This window comes from Chelativorans sp. M5D2P16 (genome assembly GCF_034427935.1).
Classification (GTDB): domain Bacteria; phylum Pseudomonadota; class Alphaproteobacteria; order Rhizobiales; family Rhizobiaceae; genus Chelativorans.
The window spans coordinates 317,543-334,348 of record NZ_JAXQNM010000038.1; the positions used below are offsets into that span (position 1 = coordinate 317,543).

16 protein-coding genes are annotated in these 16,806 nt (G+C 64.7%); 4 read left to right on the forward strand and 12 right to left on the reverse strand.

What is annotated here, in order from left to right:
- Positions 1-35 precede the first annotated feature (35 nt).
- Positions 36-554, reverse strand: coding sequence for a superoxide dismutase family protein (locus SIN08_RS19310; RefSeq protein ID WP_322453226.1), 519 nt, complete (start codon positions 552-554; stop codon positions 36-38).
- A gap of 88 nt (positions 555-642) precedes the next feature.
- A complete protein-coding gene (locus tag SIN08_RS19315) occupies positions 643-1,425 on the reverse strand; it encodes a hypothetical protein (protein ID WP_322453227.1) in 783 nt (260 codons plus the stop codon).
- A 55-nt stretch (positions 1,426-1,480) separates the two neighbouring features.
- On the opposite strand from SIN08_RS19315, the gene SIN08_RS19320 reads away from it, so the two are divergent.
- Complete coding sequence (locus tag SIN08_RS19320) at positions 1,481-1,894, forward strand: hypothetical protein (protein ID WP_322453228.1); 414 nt, start codon at positions 1,481-1,483, stop codon at positions 1,892-1,894.
- 12 nt (positions 1,895-1,906) lie between these two features.
- Here the strand turns inward: SIN08_RS19320 and SIN08_RS19325 are convergent, their stop codons facing one another.
- From SIN08_RS19325 to SIN08_RS19355, 7 genes are all read right to left on the reverse strand, one after another.
- The gene (locus SIN08_RS19325; protein ID WP_322453229.1) at positions 1,907-2,311 is read right to left on the reverse strand and encodes a F0F1 ATP synthase subunit epsilon; all 405 of its coding nucleotides are present in this window, start codon (positions 2,309-2,311) and stop codon (positions 1,907-1,909) included.
- A gap of 120 nt (positions 2,312-2,431) precedes the next feature.
- Positions 2,432-4,027 carry a F0F1 ATP synthase subunit beta gene (gene atpD / locus SIN08_RS19330; RefSeq protein WP_322453230.1) on the reverse strand — a complete coding sequence of 532 codons (1,596 nt, stop codon included), beginning with the start codon at positions 4,025-4,027 and terminating at the stop codon, positions 2,432-2,434.
- Between the two features lie 22 nt (positions 4,028-4,049).
- Positions 4,050-4,922: a F0F1 ATP synthase subunit gamma gene (locus tag SIN08_RS19335; RefSeq protein WP_322453231.1), complete on the reverse strand. Its 873-nt coding sequence runs from the start codon at positions 4,920-4,922 to the stop codon at positions 4,050-4,052.
- A 15-nt stretch (positions 4,923-4,937) separates the two neighbouring features.
- Entirely contained in the window at positions 4,938-6,467 is a 1,530-nt protein-coding gene (atpA, locus tag SIN08_RS19340) for a F0F1 ATP synthase subunit alpha (RefSeq protein ID WP_322453232.1), read from the reverse strand.
- Complete coding sequence (locus SIN08_RS19345) at positions 6,467-7,027, reverse strand: F0F1 ATP synthase subunit delta (protein ID WP_322453233.1); 561 nt, start codon at positions 7,025-7,027, stop codon at positions 6,467-6,469. Before SIN08_RS19345 ends, atpA begins: the two co-directional genes overlap by 1 nt.
- A 232-nt stretch (positions 7,028-7,259) precedes the next feature.
- Complete coding sequence (locus tag SIN08_RS19350; protein ID WP_322453234.1) at positions 7,260-7,655, reverse strand: DUF4345 domain-containing protein; 396 nt, start codon at positions 7,653-7,655, stop codon at positions 7,260-7,262.
- A gap of 85 nt (positions 7,656-7,740) precedes the next feature.
- The gene (locus SIN08_RS19355) at positions 7,741-9,924 is read right to left on the reverse strand and encodes a primosomal protein N' (RefSeq protein WP_322453235.1); all 2,184 of its coding nucleotides are present in this window, start codon (positions 9,922-9,924) and stop codon (positions 7,741-7,743) included.
- 95 nt (positions 9,925-10,019) lie between these two features.
- Here SIN08_RS19355 and fsa point away from each other — a divergent pair, with 95 nt between their 5' ends.
- Together fsa and SIN08_RS19365 are read left to right on the forward strand one after the other, a co-directional pair.
- Positions 10,020-10,673 (forward strand): fructose-6-phosphate aldolase, encoded by a 654-nt coding sequence (fsa, locus tag SIN08_RS19360; RefSeq protein ID WP_322453236.1) that lies wholly within the window; start codon positions 10,020-10,022, stop codon positions 10,671-10,673.
- Between the two features lie 500 nt (positions 10,674-11,173).
- Positions 11,174-11,941 (forward strand): hypothetical protein, encoded by a 768-nt coding sequence (locus SIN08_RS19365; protein ID WP_322453237.1) that lies wholly within the window; start codon positions 11,174-11,176, stop codon positions 11,939-11,941.
- Between the two features lie 69 nt (positions 11,942-12,010).
- On the opposite strand, the gene acs is transcribed toward SIN08_RS19365, so the two are convergent.
- Positions 12,011-13,963, reverse strand: a complete 1,953-nt coding sequence (gene acs, locus SIN08_RS19370; RefSeq protein WP_322453239.1) for an acetate--CoA ligase — start codon at positions 13,961-13,963, stop codon at positions 12,011-12,013.
- A 257-nt stretch (positions 13,964-14,220) separates the two neighbouring features.
- On the opposite strand from acs, the gene SIN08_RS19375 reads away from it, so the two are divergent.
- A complete protein-coding gene (locus SIN08_RS19375) occupies positions 14,221-14,493 on the forward strand; it encodes an usg protein (protein WP_322453312.1) in 273 nt (90 codons plus the stop codon).
- 41 nt (positions 14,494-14,534) lie between these two features.
- Here the strand turns inward: SIN08_RS19375 and SIN08_RS19380 are convergent, their stop codons facing one another.
- Both SIN08_RS19380 and SIN08_RS19385 read right to left on the reverse strand, forming a co-directional pair.
- Complete coding sequence (locus SIN08_RS19380; RefSeq protein WP_322453240.1) at positions 14,535-15,569, reverse strand: aldo/keto reductase; 1,035 nt, start codon at positions 15,567-15,569, stop codon at positions 14,535-14,537.
- Positions 15,570-15,607: 38 nt separating this feature from the next.
- Positions 15,608-16,786: an MFS transporter gene (locus SIN08_RS19385; protein ID WP_322453241.1), complete on the reverse strand. Its 1,179-nt coding sequence runs from the start codon at positions 16,784-16,786 to the stop codon at positions 15,608-15,610.
- Positions 16,787-16,806: the final 20 nt, after the last annotated feature.

Here is a 16,806-nt window from a genome sequence, read left to right on the forward strand (position 1 = left end):
CTCTCACGGTCGGGAGGGCGACGCAACCGGCGCTCCTACTGGATCACGCCGCAGGCGATGCGGTCCCCAGCATCACCCGAAGGCTGACTGCTGTAGTCATCCGCGCCCGCATGTATGACAACGGCCGAGCCGTCTTCATCCTGCAGCGGGTTCTCGCCGTCTTCACCGATGGAAACCCGGTCCGTGAAGAATTCGACCTTCAGAACGCCGTTCTCCCCGACATGCACATTGGGCAGGTCACCGGGATGCGGCCCGTTCTCGCTCAGGACACCGTGCTCCATGTCGCCGGCATAATGACCGCCAGCCGATTCGAAATTGTTCTCGGTGCTGCATTCGCCCGTCTCATGGATATGGAATCCGTGCGGGCCCGGCGGCAGATCCGTCATCTCCACCACGATGTGCACCATGCCGGAGGGCGTGGCGTTGAACGTCACCGTCCCCACCGCGCTCTCCTCGGTGTTGACCATATTGGCGGAAAGGCTCTCCGCCTCCTGCGCGTGTGCTGCCGTGAGCGGCAGCAATGCCGCCAGCATCGCCGTAACCGTTGCTCGCATGAAAAACGCTCCTGTCTCTCGTGGTCTCTGCTACAGGGCGAACAGACGGCACGGCTTTTTGTTTCATCGCGGGGGCCGGCGATCGGCCCTACAGCCGCTCGCCGGAGGGGTCTTTCATCAGGCGAAGCGGGCAGGACGGCATGGTTTCCAGAACGGCCTCGAGGTCCCTCTCCTCAGCCGCCTGCCGCAGGAAAGCCCGGCGCTCCCGACTGATCAAGGGATCAAGATGGCTCGTGTCGCGTGGACCGACTTCTTCCAGGAAAATCGGCGTCGTCAGATGATGGAAGTAATAAGCGACGTCTGGACTGAGTTCGACATAATCCGACAGTTCATTGGCCAGAAGCAACGTATCGACAGGCCCCTCGATGGCCGATTGCGCGTAAACAAAAAGCTCCTCCATCAACCCAACCAGCTTCTCCTCGAACGCATTGGCGGCCCGGCGCGAGAAACGGCCGCAGAAGTAGAGATCGGTGGGAACCGTCGGAAGTTCGATAAGCGTGTCGACCGCTGCGGCCGATAGGCATTGCGTGAGAGGCCCGCGCCTGTCGAGCGCAATATGGAACTTCCACCTTCTGAACCGCTCATCGAGATCGCTGGTTTCCAAAAATGCGGGATAACGTCGCTGGTATAGGTCAAATTCCGCCTTGGCCCATGCGGTGCAGGCGTCGTCTTGCCTGTTTGCTTTCGTCAGGCGCTCGACCCGCGCGCGTTCTTCGAGGGTTCTTTCGTCATGGGAGGGGTGTGGATATTCGGCAAAGGACCAGACCGCGCGCTCCGCCCTCATCGACGCTGCGAAATGCCCCCCAAAGCCGGCAAAAATCGCGAAGATCAGCGCCGCAAACAGCACGCGCCAGGATGGCAATTTATCCACGCCCGTCAGACCCGCCTTATCCTGCAGAAGGAAGGAAGGCTAACAGGAGACGAAATTGGAGAACAGGGAAAAAGATCCGCAGCGATGCCGCATTCTTCGGCAAAACCAACGGTATGTCACGGGAGAACTGGGCAAAGTGAGCCGGCAGAAGCTCTCTACAGCCAGCACAATCGAGACCATCCGCGTACGCTTAGGGCAGCTGCGCGAGAAGCTTTCCAGGTTGCAGGCGATGAAACGGGCATTGGAGTCCGCTTCCTTCCTTCCGGGCGCGCGGGGTGCGGCGACCGGCTTAAGCGCCGCAACCGTGTCGGTCCAGATATCAACCGTCGAGGCACAGATCAGCATTGCCGAGGCCAAGCTAGGCGAATCCGAGTTCAGATTGGCCGGACTTCGCGAGCAACAGCAATGGCTTACGCAAAGCTTGGGCGAGAATGGGCGTGAAATGACCGCGCTTGAATGCGTCGGCTAACCAGCAGCTCCGTCACGCCGGCAGGATGGCGCCTTCCAGCGTTGTCAGCTGGTCCAGAAATTCCTCGGCCCGCGTGCGGGTCTCGTGATCTTCGGCATCCTGAACGTCCTCGCGCGCCTCCTGAATGCGGCGGGCGAGATCCTCGCGGTTGAGTTCGTTCACATGCACGGCCGACTCGGCAAGGAGCGTGCAGCCTTCCGGCAGGACGTCGGCAAAGCCGCCGAAGACGACGTAGCGGTCTTCCCTGCCGCCGTGGGAAATGACGATGACCCCCGGTCTGATGTTGGTCATGGTCGGCGCATGGTTGGCCAGCACCGTCATCTCGCCCTCGGTGCCTGGGATAACCACCTGATCGACGTCCTGCGAAAACAGGAGCCGTTCGGGCGAGACCAGATCGAACTTGAATGCTTCTGCCATATGCAACCCAGTGAACAGCGAACGGTGAATAGTGAATGGCCGGAAAGACCGGCCGTCACCAAGCCACGATTCCCTATCCGCTACTCCCTATTCACCATTACGATTGACCGTCGGCCCAAATCACGCCGCTTCCGCCGCCAGGCGCTCGGCCTTCTCAACCGCATCCTCGATCGTGCCGACCATGTAAAAAGCCGCCTCCGGCAGGTGGTCGTACTCACCGGCCACCAGGCCCTTGAACCCCTTGATCGTATCGGCGAGGTCGACCAGCTTGCCGGGCGAGCCGGTGAACACCTCGGCCACGAAGAAGGGCTGCGACAGGAAGCGCTCGATCTTGCGGGCGCGGGCCACCGTCAGCTTGTCCTCTTCGGAAAGCTCGTCCATGCCCAGGATGGCGATGATGTCCTGCAGCGACTTGTAACGCTGCAGCGTCTGCTGCACATCGCGCGCTACCTGATAGTGCTCTTCGCCGACGATCATCGGGTCGAGCATGCGCGAGGTGGAATCGAGCGGATCCACCGCCGGGTAGATGCCCTTCTCGGAGATGGCGCGGTTGAGCACCGTCGTCGCGTCTAGGTGGGCGAAGGAGGTGGCCGGCGCCGGGTCGGTCAGGTCGTCGGCCGGCACGTAGATGGCCTGCACCGAGGTGATCGAGCCGGTGGTGGTCGTCGTGATGCGCTCCTGCAGGGCGCCCATGTCGGTGGCCAGCGTCGGCTGATAGCCCACGGCCGAGGGAATGCGGCCGAGCAGCGCCGACACTTCCGAACCCGCCTGAGTGAAGCGGAAGATGTTGTCGACGAAGAACAGCACGTCCTGGCCCTGGTCGCGGAAATACTCGGCGACCGTGAGCCCCGTCAGGCCGACGCGGGCGCGGGCGCCGGGCGGCTCGTTCATCTGGCCATAGACGAGCGCGGCCTTGGATCCCTCGCCGCCGCCGGCCTTGTTCACGCCCGATTCGATGAACTCGTGATAAAGGTCATTGCCCTCGCGGGTGCGCTCGCCGACACCGGCGAACACCGAGTAGCCGCCGTGGGCCTTGGCGACGTTGTTGATCAGCTCCTGGATGAGCACCGTCTTGCCCACGCCGGCGCCGCCGAAAAGGCCGATCTTGCCGCCCTTGGCGTAGGGCGCGAGCAGGTCGAGCACCTTGATCCCCGTGACCAGGATCTCGGACTCCGTCGACTGCTCCACATAGGTGGGTGCGGGCTGGTGGATGCCGCGCATCTCCGTCGCCGTGATCGGCCCGGCCTCGTCCGTCGGCTCGCCGATCACGTTGATGATGCGGCCAAGCATCTCCGGCCCGACGGGGACGGAGATCGGTGCGCCCGTGTCGGTGACCTCCTGGCCGCGGACAAGCCCTTCCGTGCCGTCCATGGCGATGCAGCGCACCGTGTTTTCGCCGAGGTGCTGCGCAACCTCAAGCACCAGCCGGTTGCCGTGATTATCGGTCTCCAGCGCGTTCAGGATGGCGGGCAGATGATCCTCCTCGAAGCGCACGTCGACGACGGCGCCGATCACCTGCCGGACGGTCCCGACGGCACCGCTCGACTTGGCGCGGGTCGCGGGCGTGGAGGTGGTCGCACTTGCCTTGGCGGCGCCTCTTCTGGTCGGCTTTGCGGCCGGCTTGGACGCGGCTGTGCTCCTGGCGGAACCTTTGCTCGCCGCGGTGGTCTTGGCCGTACCTGCCGAGGCCCTCTTGGGGGTCGCTGCTTTAGCCATTCTTCTACCCTTCTTCAGTCCGTTAAAGCGCCTCGGCGCCCGAAATGATCTCGATCAGTTCCTTGGTGATCTGCGCCTGACGCTGGCGGTTGTAGGTGATCGACAACTTGTCGATCATCTCACCGGCATTGCGTGTCGCGTTGTCCATGGCGGTCATCCTCGCCCCCATCTCGCCGGCGGCATTCTCGAGCAGCGCCCGGAAGATCTGCACCGCGATGTTGCGGGGAATGAGATCGGCCAGGATGGAAGCGGCATCCGGCTCGTACTCGTAGTGCGCGTCCGTATCCGCGCTCTGCGTTTCCGGGACGGCCGCCGGGATGATCTGCTGTGCGGTCGGAATCTGGCTGATGACCGACTTGAACTGCGAGTAGAACAGCGTGCAGACGTCGAAGCCACCTTCCTGGAAGAGTCCGATCACCCGCTTGGCGATCTCGTTGGCGTTGCCGAAGCCGATCTGCTTGACCTCGCGCAGGTCGATCCGGTCGATGATGAGCTGGCTGTATTCCCGACGCAGGATGTCGTAGCCCTTCTTGCCGACGCACAGGATCTTCACCTGCTTGCCGTCGGCGAGAAGCTTGCGCACATGCTCGCGTGCGAGCCGCGCGATCTGACTGTTGAAGCCGCCGCACAGCCCGCGCTCGGCGGTGCACACGATCAGAAGATGCGTGTCCTCCTTGCCCGTGCCGGCCATCAGCGGCGGCGCATCGCTGCCCGACACCGAACCGGCGACATTGGCGAGCACGTCGTCCATGCGCTCGGCATAGGGCCGGGCGGCCTCGGCCGCGTCCTGCGCGCGGCGCAGTCTCGCCGCGGCGACCATCTGCATCGCCTTGGTGATCTTCTGCGTCGACTTGACGGAAGCGATCCGGTTGCGGAGGTCCTTGAGCGAAGGCATGCGCGATCAGCCCTCTTAAGCGAAGTTCTTGGCGAAAGCGTCGATCTCGGCCTTGAGATTGCCGCGCAGTTCGTCCGAGAGCGCCTTCTCCTTGCGGATCGCCTCAAGCACCTCCTTGCCTTCCGAGCGCATGTGCGACAGGAGGCCTTCCTCGAAACGCGTCACATCGTCGAGCGCCAGCTTGTCGAGATAACCCTGCACGCCGGCAAAGATCACCGCCACCTGCTCCTCGGTCTTGAGCGGCGAGAACTGCGGCTGCTTCAAAAGCTCCGTCAGGCGGGCGCCGCGGTTGAGCAGGCGCTGCGTGGCCGCGTCGAGGTCGGAACCGAACTGGGCGAAGGCGGCCATCTCGCGATACTGCGCCAGCTCGCCCTTGATGGAGCCGGCCACCTGCTTCATGGCCTTGATCTGCGCGGCCGAACCCACGCGGGAGACCGAGAGGCCCACATTCACCGCCGGACGAATGCCCTGGAAGAACAGGTTCGTCTCGAGGAAGATCTGGCCGTCGGTGATGGAAATCACATTGGTCGGGATATAGGCCGAAACGTCGTTGGCCTGCGTCTCGATGATCGGCAGCGCCGTCAGCGAGCCCGCGCCGTTGTCCTCGTTCATCTTGGCCGCGCGCTCCAGAAGGCGCGAATGCAGGTAGAACACGTCGCCGGGGTAGGCCTCGCGGCCGGGCGGCCGGCGCAGGAGCAGCGACATCTGGCGGTAGGCGACGGCCTGCTTGGACAGGTCGTCATAGCCGATCACGGCATGCTTGCCGTTGTCGCGAAAATATTCGCCCATGGCGCACCCGGCAAACGGCGCCAGGAACTGCAGGGGTGCGGGGTCCGAGGCCGTGGCAGCGACGATGATGGAGTATTCGAGCGCGCCGCGCTCCTCCAGCACCTTCACGAACTGGGCCACCGTCGAGCGCTTCTGGCCGACGGCGACATAGACGCAGTAGAGCTTCTGGCTCTCGTCGTCGCCCTCGTTGAGCGGCTTCTGGTTGAGGAAAGTGTCGAGCACGATGGCGGTCTTGCCGGTCTGGCGGTCGCCGATGATCAGCTCGCGCTGGCCGCGGCCGATCGGGATCAGGGCGTCGATGGCCTTGAGCCCCGTCGCCATCGGCTCATGCACGGATTTGCGCGGGATGATGCCCGGCGCCTTCACGTCGACGCGGCGGCGCTCGACGCCCTTGATCGGGCCCTTGCCGTCGATCGGATTGCCGAGCGGGTCGACGACGCGGCCGAGCAGATCCGGTCCCACCGGCACGTCGACGATGGCGCCGGTGCGCTTGACGGTGTCGCCTTCCTTGATGTCGCGGTCGGAGCCGAAAATCACGACGCCGACATTATCGACCTCGAGGTTCAGCGCCATGCCCTTGATGCCGCCGGGGAATTCGACCAGCTCGCCGGCCTGGCAATTGTCGAGGCCGTAAACGCGAGCGATGCCGTCACCGACGGAAAGCACCTGGCCGACCTCCGAGACCTCGGCCTCCTTGCCGAAATTCTTGATCTGGTCCTTGAGAATTGCGGAAATTTCCGCCGCGCGGATATCCATCAGCCGACCTCTTTCAGTGCAAGCTTGAGCGAATTGAGTTTGGTTTTGAGCGACGTGTCGATCTGGCGCGAGCCGAGCTTAACGACGATGCCGCCGAGCAGCGAGGGATCGACGGTCAGCTTCACCGCCACGTCCTTGCCGGCAACCTCCTTGAGGCTTTCTTGCAGCTCCCGCTCCTGAGCGGCGGTCAGCGCATGAGCGGAGGTCACCTCCGCAGCCACCTCGCCGCGCGCGTCCGCGGCAATCTCGCGGAAGGCGCGAATCATCTGCGGCACGGCAAAAAGGCGTCGGTTTCTCGCCACGACACGAAGAAAATTGCCGGTCAGCCCACCGATCTCCGCCTTGTCCAGGACGGCGCCGAGGGCCCTGAACTGATCGTCGGCTGAAAAGGCCGGGCTCCTGACCAGCCGCTGGAGATCCTCGCTCTCCTCGAGCAACGCCTCAAAACGGGCAAGATCGCTCTCCACGGAGGCAACGGCGTTCGATTCCTGGGCCAGTTCGAACAGCGACCGCGCGTAGCGCCCTGCCACTCCGGAGATCATCGAGCCAGATTCTGCCACGGGATGGTCTCTTCTCTTGAGCTTGGGTCGAGAGATCCGATGCTGGAGCGCGAAGACTCGGGCTAAATCTCTGACCTTGTTGATAGTTATTCAACACAGGCGAACGGGCGCCGCCGTCCCCCGGCCGAAAGCCGAATGCCGTCTAGCACAGGCCCGCGGGACTCGCAACACGCGGGCCCCCGGGATTTACGGCCCCATTGTCGCATCCCCGTTTCGCGGCCGCGCGCGGCAATCAGGGCACGAAACCCAACGCGAAGGCAAGCGGCAATGCCGCCAGCGCGAGCATGAGGGCGAGCCCACCCCAGTTGCGCAGGGTGTTACCACGATCGGACATCATGGAGACGATGCACCCGAAGGCGGCCAGCGCCCAGGAGAGCCCCAGGGTCAGATAGATGAGCGGCTGAGCGAAAAGGATCGCTGAGGCCCCAACGCCGATATAGAAACCTCCGAGCTGCGCCCGCGATGCGGCAAGGGCATCCGGGCGTCCCTCCATCGCCGCCAACCGCAGCGCGCGCAAGGCCAGTCGCGGCGCGAACATGGCGACAAGACCGAGGAAAATGGTGAAAGCAGCCGCCCCCCAGGCGAGCCACTCGCCCTGGCTATAGGGCCAGGGAAAGGCGAAGTTCATCTGCAACATCTCCGAGCGCAAGTTGAGGCCCAGCCTAATACCCCGTCTGGGCCTTCTCTGTCAGCGGACGAATAAGATGAATTCTTTAAAGAAAGCTCTGCGGATCGATATCCACCTGCACGCGCACCGACCCCCGCGGCTTCGGCGCGGCCTCCAAGAGCGTCCGCAAATATGCCTGAATGTCGGCACGCCGCGTGCCGTGCACCAGCAGGCGGAAGCGGTGCCGGCCGGCGACCAGCGCCAGCGGCGCCTCGGCGGGGCCGAGGACGGCGATCTCGTTCACCACCGGCGCGGCGCGGCGCAGAGCGCGGGCATGGCTTTCGGCCTCCGCGCGGCTGGCGGCACTCACGATCATTGCCGCCAGGCGGCCGAAGGGCGGCAGGACAGCGCGCTCGCGCTCGGCAATCTCGCGTTCATAGAAGGTCTCGGCATCGCCGCAGACCAGCGCCCGCATGACCGGATGCTCCGGCTGGTAGGTCTGCAGGAGACCGGTGCTCTTCCTGCCCGAGCGGCCGGCACGGCCCGTCACCTGGGAAAGGAGCTGGAAGGTGCGCTCGGCGGCACGGGGGTCGCCATTGGCAAGCCCGAGATCCGCATCCACCACGCCCACCAGCGTCATGCCCGGGAAGTTGTGCCCCTTGGCGACGAGCTGCGTGCCGACGACGATATCCGCCTCCCCTTCGGCGATGGCTTCAAGCTCCAGCCGCAGCCGCTTCACTCCGCCCATCATGTCCGAGGAAAGCACGATGGTGCGGGCGTCCGGAAAATGCCGGTCCACCTCCTCGGCGATACGCTCCACGCCGGGCCCGCAGGGAACCAGATGGTCTAGCGTCCCGCATTCCGGGCAGGCCTCCGGCTGCGCCTCGTTGTGCCCGCAATGATGGCAGACGAGCTGCCGGCGGAAACGGTGCTCCACCAGCCAGGTCGAGCAGTTGGGGCATTGGAAACGGTGCCCGCACACCCGGCACAGGGTCAGCGGCGCGTAGCCGCGGCGGTTGAGGAAAAGCAGCGCCTGCTCCTGGCGCGCCAGGGTCTGGCCGATCGCCTCGACGAGAACCGGCGAAAGGAAGCCGCCGCGTTCCGGCGGGGCCTTGCGCATGTCGATCGCCGAAAGGTCCGGCATGGCCGCCTCCGCGAAGCGCGCCGGCAGCACGATGCGGTCGTAGCGCCCCTGGTCGGCGTTGACGCGGCTTTCCAGCGACGGCGTTGCCGAGGCGAGCACCACCGGGAAATCCCCGAAGCGTGCCCGCACCACGCTCATGTCGCGGGCGTTGTAGAAGACCCGGTCCTCCTGCTTGTAGGCGGGGTCGTGCTCCTCGTCGACGACGATCAGGCCCAGTTCGCAAAAGGGCAGGAAAAGCGCCGAGCGGGCACCGGCGACCACCCGCACCTGGCCTTCGGCCACCTGCCGCCAGACGCGCTCGCGCTTTTTCGGCGCCAGGTCCGAGTGCCATTCCGCCGGCTTCGCCCCGAAGCGATCGTGAAAGCGCTCGAGGAACGCCTGGGTGAGCGCGATCTCCGGCAGGAGGATGAGCACCTGGCCGCCTCTTTCCAGCGCCGCCGCCACGGCCTCGAAATAGACCTCGGTCTTGCCCGACCCGGTCACCCCGTCGAGAAGGGTGACGCCGAAGCCGTCGGCAGCCGCCTTCTCGCGCAGGCGCTCGGCCGCCGCTTGCTGGTCGGGCGTCAGCTCCGCCCGGCCGAACGCCGGATCGGGCCGCGCTACCAGCGGCCGCGGCGGGATCTCCACCCGCTCGAACACGCCCTGGCCGGCAAGCCCGTCCACCACGGAAAGCGAAACACCTGCCGCATGCGCCAGGCCGGAGCGCGTCCAGGCCTGGCCATCGGCGGCTTGCGCGAGAACGCGTTCGCGGGCCGCCGTCATCCGGTCCGGCCGGTTGCCGGTCAGGCGCAGGCCTTCCACCGGCGGCTCGGGGTCGAAGGCCGCCGGCGCGCGCAGCGCCATGCGCGCCACCATGCCCGGCGGCGACAGCGTGTAGGCGGCGACCCACTCGATGAAGCGGCGCATCTCCGCCGGCAGGGGCGGACAGTCGAAGACCTGCGAGATCTCCTTGAGCTTTTTTGAATCGACTGCCTCGCCGTCGCCGTCCCAGGCCACGCCCGCAACTTCGCGCGGCCCGAGCGGCACGCGCAGAATGGCCCCTGGCGGTACTTCTACCGCTTCCGGGACGGCATAGGAATAGGGCCGGTCCGTCGGGACGGGCACCATGACGGGAATCACATGCTTGCGCGGCGAATCTCGATTCATCGGACGTGACCTTGCCGGTTTCTTGGTTTAGAGCAAGGCCGAGCTTAAATGAGGGGCGGGCGCGACCGGGCCCGGCCAGCCAGAAGGAGACAGACATGAAGTTTTTCGTCGACACGGCAGACGTCAACGAAATCCGCGAACTCGGCGAAACCGGGCTCCTGGACGGGGTGACGACCAATCCTTCCCTCATCATGAAATCCGGCCGGCCGATCCTCGAGGTGACAAAAGAGATCTGCGACATCGTTGACGGCCCGGTCTCGGCAGAGGTGACGGCGGTCGAGTTCAAGGAGATGATGCGCGAGGCCGACATCCTTTCCGAGATCGCCGACAACATCTGCATCAAGGTGCCGCTCACGATGGACGGCCTCAAGGCCTGCAAGGCGCTGACCGACAGCGGCCGCAACGTCAACGTCACGCTCTGCTTCTCCGCAAACCAGGCGCTGCTCGCGGCCAAGGCCGGCGCCACCTTCATCTCGCCCTTCATCGGCCGGCTGGACGACACCGGCATCGACGGCATGGAGCTGATCGCCGAGATCCGCACGATCTACGACAATTACGACTTCGAGACCGAGATCCTCGCCGCCTCGATCCGCACCATGAACCACGTCAAGCAGGCGGCCCTCATCGGCGCCGACGTGGCGACGGTTCCGCCGTCGGTGCTGAAGGCGTTGGTCAAGCACCCGCTCACCGACAAGGGGCTCGAGGCCTTCCTCGCCGATTGGGCCAAGACCGGACAGAAGATCGGTTAAAAGATCAATCCAAATGGAATCGGCAGTGCGTGCCTTCGCCATCCGCGTGATCTGAATCGCCCGATTCCGAGATCTTGGGGCAGGCAAAGAGAAAGGGCCGTCCCGAACGGGACGGCCCTCCGTGTATCCGTTCCCGGCGCGGTCAGCGAGCAGGCTTCTTTGCCCGCACCGCGCGTCATGCACTTCAACCGAGAGGCTGCTCCCGGGAAAGGCAATCCGCCGAGACCACACTGGAACTGAATTCACTCGACATTGGATCACCTCCTTTCGTTTCGTTGCACACGGCGCCCAATGTGGAGGCTGCGGCGGGACGGTGCAAGGGTGCCGGGTCGTTTTCGCTAAAGCAGGGATTAGATGCAGCACCGCTGTGAAGACAGACGGCCTTCGATCCAATGAGGAGGCCTTGCCGCTTACATCGAAGCCGCCATTCAAAGAAAACGACGCTTCAATCTTGATCCGCGCACGTGGCCGCTGGCATGACTGTATGAGGAGGCCATTTTATGCTCACTCGACGAAGCGCACGACCGAAGCTCGGGATCGTTTTGCCGGACGATCCAATCAAGTCCGAGCTGCATGACCTCGATACATGGTTTTTGGCGAGGGGGCACCACGACGTGACCGCGCTCACCCTTCTGTCGAAGATCACCGGCGGGCACTTCGAAGTGGACCTTTATCAAACGGGTGATCCGAACGTTATCGGACCTGTCGCGCGCGAGCTTGCGGCGCAAGGCTGTGACGCCATTGTCTGGGCATGCACCAGCGGCAGCTTCATCGGAGGCCTGTCCTGGGCACGGGCGCAGGCGAAGGCAGTAAGCGAAATGGCCGAGCGTCCGGTCACCAGCACGACTCTGGCCTTCATCTCCGCCTTGCACTCCCTTCAAAGGAAAAACGTGTATCTCCTCGGAGCGTATCCGGAACCGGTAACGCAAGCCTTTGCAACATGCCTCGGCTCAGCCGGGATCACCGTGGAACGGTGGCACGCACTGGGCTCACCCGACGGTCCAAGTTCATTCCGTCTCTCGCTCATCGAGGAGGTCGATCGTTTCGCCAAGTCGCTGCCGGCCGGATCCGATGAGCCGATCCTCATCCCGGACACGGCAATCAACAGCCTCGATCTGGTGGAACATCTCGAAGAACGGACCGGCCGCATGGTTTTGACGGCCAACCAGGTTACAGTTTGGCATGGGCTGTCGCTGCTTGGCGCCGGCAGGGCTATCGCCAATGCGGGCAAGTTCCTCGCCATGGAACCCGACAAGCCTGCCCCATAGCAGACGGGCGATTCCCGACGCCGCCCGCGGCAGTACGGCCACGGGCGGCGGGGCATTTTTCAGCGCCGGCTACTTCCTGTTCTGCCGGTTTTCCACCAGGTCCTCGACGACGGCCGGATCGGCCAGCGTCGAGGTGTCGCCCAGCGCCTGGTAGTCGTCCTCGGCGATCTTGCGCAGGATGCGGCGCATGATCTTGCCCGAGCGCGTCTTCGGCAGGCTCGGCGCGAACTGGATCTTGTCGGGCGAGGCGATGGGGCCGATCTCGCTGCGCACGTGGGCGACCAGTTCCTTCTTCAATTCCTCGGAGCCCGTCTCGCCGGCCATCAGGGTGACATAGCAGTAGATGCCCTGCCCCTTGATGTCGTGCGGATAGCCGACAACGGCGGCCTCCGACACCTTGTCGTGGGAGACGAGCGCCGATTCCACCTCGGCCGTGCCCATGCGGTGGCCGGAGACGTTCAGGACGTCGTCGACGCGGCCGGTGATCCAGTAAAAGCCATCCTCGTCGCGGCGGCAGCCGTCGCCGGTGAAGTACTTGCCCTTGTAGGTGGAAAAGTAGGTCTGCACGAAGCGGTCGTGGTCTCCGTAGACGGTGCGCATCTGGCCGGGCCAGGAATCGACAATGCAGAGATTGCCCGCGCCGGCGCCTTCGATCTCGTGGCCTTCATTGTCCACGAGCTGCGGCTTCACGCCGAAGAAGGGCTTGGTGGCGGAACCGGCCTTCAGGTCGATGGCGCCGGGCAACGGCGTGATCAGGATGCCGCCGGTCTCCGTCTGCCACCAGGTATCGACGATGGGCACTTGTCTCTCGCCGACCACGTTGTAATACCATTCCCAGGCTTCCGGATTGATGGGCTCGCCCACCGTACCGAGAACGCGCAGCGACTTGCGCGCGGTCTTCGTCACGAACTGGTCGCCTGCGCCCATCAGCGCCCGGATCGCCGTCGGCGCGGTGTAGAAAATGTTGACCTGGTGCTTGTCGATCACCTGCCAGAAGCGGGAGGCGTCGGGATAGTTGGGCACGCCCTCGAACATCAGCGTGACAGCGCCGTTGGCGAGCGGTCCGTAGACGATATAGCTGTGGCCGGTGACCCAGCCGACATCGGCCGTGCACCAGTAGATGTCGCCGTCGTGATAGTCGAAGACGTATTGATGCGTCATTGAGACGTAGACGAGATAGCCGCCGGTGGTGTGCAGCACGCCCTTCGGCTTGCCGGTCGAGCCGGAGGTGTAGAGAATGAAGAGCGGGTCCTCCGCGTTCATCTTCTCGGGCGGGCACTCGGTTTCCGCCGTTTCCGTCTCCTCATGATACCAAAGATCGCGGCCACCCGCCCAGTCGACATTTCCGCCGGTGTGGCGAACGACGAGCACGTGGCGCACCTTCGCACCCGCCTTCTCGGCGATGGCAATCGCCTTGTCGGTGTTTTCCTTCAGCGGAATCTTCTTGCCGCCGCGCACGCCCTCGTCGGCGGTGATCATGAAATCCGACTGGCAGTCCTCGATGCGCCCGGCCAGCGAATCGGGCGAAAAGCCGCCGAAGACCACCGAGTGAACGGCGCCGATGCGCGCGCAGGCCAGCATCGCGTAGGCCGCCTCGGGGATCATCGGCATGTAGATTGTCACCCGGTCGCCCTTCTTCACGCCGCGCGACTTGAGCACATTGGCCAGCCGGCAGACATGCTCGTAAAGTTGTCGATAGGTAATCTTCTTGTCGTCGGAGGGGTCGTCGCCCTCCCAGATGATCGCCGTCTGGTCGCCGCGCTTTTCCAGGTGCCGGTCGATGCAGTTGTAGGCGACGTTGGTCACGCCGTCCTCAAACCACTTGATCGATACATCCCCTTCAAAACTGGTGTTCTTCACTTTCGTGAAGGGCGTGAACCAGTCGATCCGCCTGCCGTGCTCGGCCCAGAACACCTCCGGATTTTCGATGCTGTCCCTGTACCATTTCTCGTAGGTTTCGCTGTCGATCAGCGCGCGTTCTTTCCACGCGGGCTGGACAGGATGAACATGCACGTCGGACATTTTTTCTCCTCCGGATGGGATGGTCTGGCAGGCACCGCGGGGACGCGGCGCGGCTCCTGCCGGCATTATTACCATTCTGACGGCAACGACAATATGAGACGAGGGACGCACCATGCAACCCTGTAGCAGCAATGCGCTTATGCTGCTAACAAACTGAATCTGAAGGAACTTTTTCGTGAGATGGCGCATTTCCGAGTGGACGGCAAGGCGTGAGCGACGCCAAAATCGCCGTGCATGGAACAAGACAAGGAATTGTCATGCACACCAGACGCGAAACCGAACTGATGCTGGAAGGCTATGGCCTTACCACGGCAAAAGTCCTCTATCACCTTCCCGATCACCCACACCTGCTGCAGACCTTCGTCTGGCAGCAATACGACATCGCGCCCAAGTTCCCGGCGCTGCGCGGCTTCATCGATTTCTGGCGCGACACGCTCGATGGACCGCTGCACTCGGTCACCTACACCCACCAGCACCTGGTCTCTCCCAGTGAATGGCGCAGCGTGACTGGAGAGTTTCTGTTGCAGTGATCCCGACCGCCGCACCGCGGCGGCCGAGGCTCGTCCGGGCGTCAGACGGCGGCGGGATTGAGGCGCGCGAAGCCCTCCTGGCGCCGGTACGGGAAATAGGGATAGGGCGCGGCGGCCCGGCTCGCCTCATCGAGCCGCGCCACCTGCTCCGGCGTCAATGCCCATCCTGAGGCCCCGAGGTTCTGGCGCAGCTGTTCCTCGTTGCGCGCGCCGATGATGACGGAGGAAACCGTCGGGCGGCGGGTAAGCCAGTTCAGCGCCACCTGGGGGACGGTCTTTTCGACCTCCTCCGCCACGGTTTCGAGAGCGTCGACGACGTGGAAGAGATACTCGTCCTCGACCGGCGGGCCGAACTGCGCCGTATCGTGCAGGCGGCTTTTCTCCGGCAGGGGCGCACCGCGGCGGATCTTGCCGGTCAGCCGGCCCCAGCCGAGCGGGCTCCATACGAGAGCGCCCACGCCCTGGTCGAGGCCGAGCGGCATCAGCTCCCACTCGTAGTCGCGGCCGATCAGCGAATAATAAACCTGATGTGCGACATAGCGCGGCCAGCCGTGCCGTTCAGCGACCGACAAGGACTTCATCAACTGCCAGCCGGAAAAGTTTGACACGCCGACATAGCGCAGCTTGCCGGCGCGCACGAGCGCGTCGAGCGTGGCGAGCACCTCCTCGACCGGCGTTCCGGCGTCGAAGGCGTGAAGCTGCAGAAGATCGATATAGTCGGTCTTCAGGCGGCGCAGCGAATCCTCCACCGCCCGGACGAGGCGCCAGCGGGAAGAACCGGCATCGTTCGGTCCCTCGCCCATGGGCAGCGTCGTCTTGGTGGAGATCAGCACGTCCTGGCGGCGCCCCTCGAGCGCTTCCCCGAGCACCGCTTCCGAGGCACCGTCCGAATAGACGTCGGCCGTGTCGAAGAGGTTGACGCCGGACTCCAGGCAGATGTCGATGAGACGCCGCGCCTCCGCAACGCCGGTGTTGCCCCAGGCGCCGAAGAGTGGGCCGGTTCCGCCGAACGTTCCGGTGCCGAAACTGAGAAGGGGAACGTTCAGGCCGGAAGCGCCGAGACGTCGATATTCCATGTCGTTTCTCCATTTGTGCATCTGTTGGCGCGAAGAATTCATGCGCAGCCGCGGGGTGCCAGGACGGCGGCACGTTCACGGCGAATGCTCGCCACGGCGACGGCAAGGGCGGCGAGCGGCACCAGCCCCGCAACCAGCGGCAGGGCGGAAAGCCCTGGCCCGTGGTCGATGACGACGCCGCCGAACCAGGCGCCGATGGCGTTACCAAGGTTGAAGGCGGCAATGTTGAAGCTGGAGGCGAGCCCCTGGCCCGCGCCCTCGGCCTTCTCCAGCACCCACATCTGCAGGGGCGGAACCGTGGAAAAGGCGGCCGCGCCGAAGAGCCCGACGGCAATGACGAGAAGGATGCGGTCATGCACCGCGAAACCGAGAAGGAAGAGGGCGGCCGAAAGCGCGACGAGCGTGCCGAGCACCGCAGGAACCAGCCGCCGGTCGGCGAAGCGCCCACCCAGGAGATTGCCGGCGATGAGACCGCCGCCGAAGACGAGCAGGACGGGCGAGACCGCGGCCTCGGGAAAGCCCGCGACCTGCGTCAGGATCGGCGCGACATAGGTGAAGGCGGCGAACACGCCGATCCAGCTCAGGACGGTCGTCAGAAGGCCCAGCAGGACCTGCGGGCGGGCGAGAACCGAGAGGCCGTTTCCGGCGGCGGACTCGCCGGGCCCGGCCTTTTCCTCGCGCGGCACGAGCACGGCGATGACGGCGAATGCGGCAAGCCCGATGAGCGTGACCGCCCAGAAGGTCGCGCGCCAGCCGAAGGCTTGGCCAAGCCAGGTGCCGAAGGGAACCCCCAGAATGTTGGCGACGGTGAGCCCGGTGAACATGATGGCGATCGCCGAGGCCTTGCGGTGCGGCGCGACGAGGCCGGTCGCCACCACGGAGCCGATGCCGAAGAAGGAGGCGTGCGCGAAGGCGGTGAGCACCCGGGCGGCCATCAGCGTCCAGTAATCCGGGGCGAGCGCGCAGGCGAGATTGCCGAGCGTGAAGACGACCATCAACGCCATGAGCAGCGTCTTGCGCGGCCACCGACCGGTTAAGGCGCCGAGCAGCGGCGCGCCGGCCACGACACCGAGCGCGTAGCCGGTGATCAGCAGGCCCGCAGCCGAAATCGACACACCGAGATCGGCACCGACCTCCAGCAGCAGCCCCATGATGACGAATTCGGTGACGCCGATGCCGAAGGCGCCGGCGGTGAGCGCATAAAGGGCAAGTGGCATGCGGTATTCCCTCGCTTGGA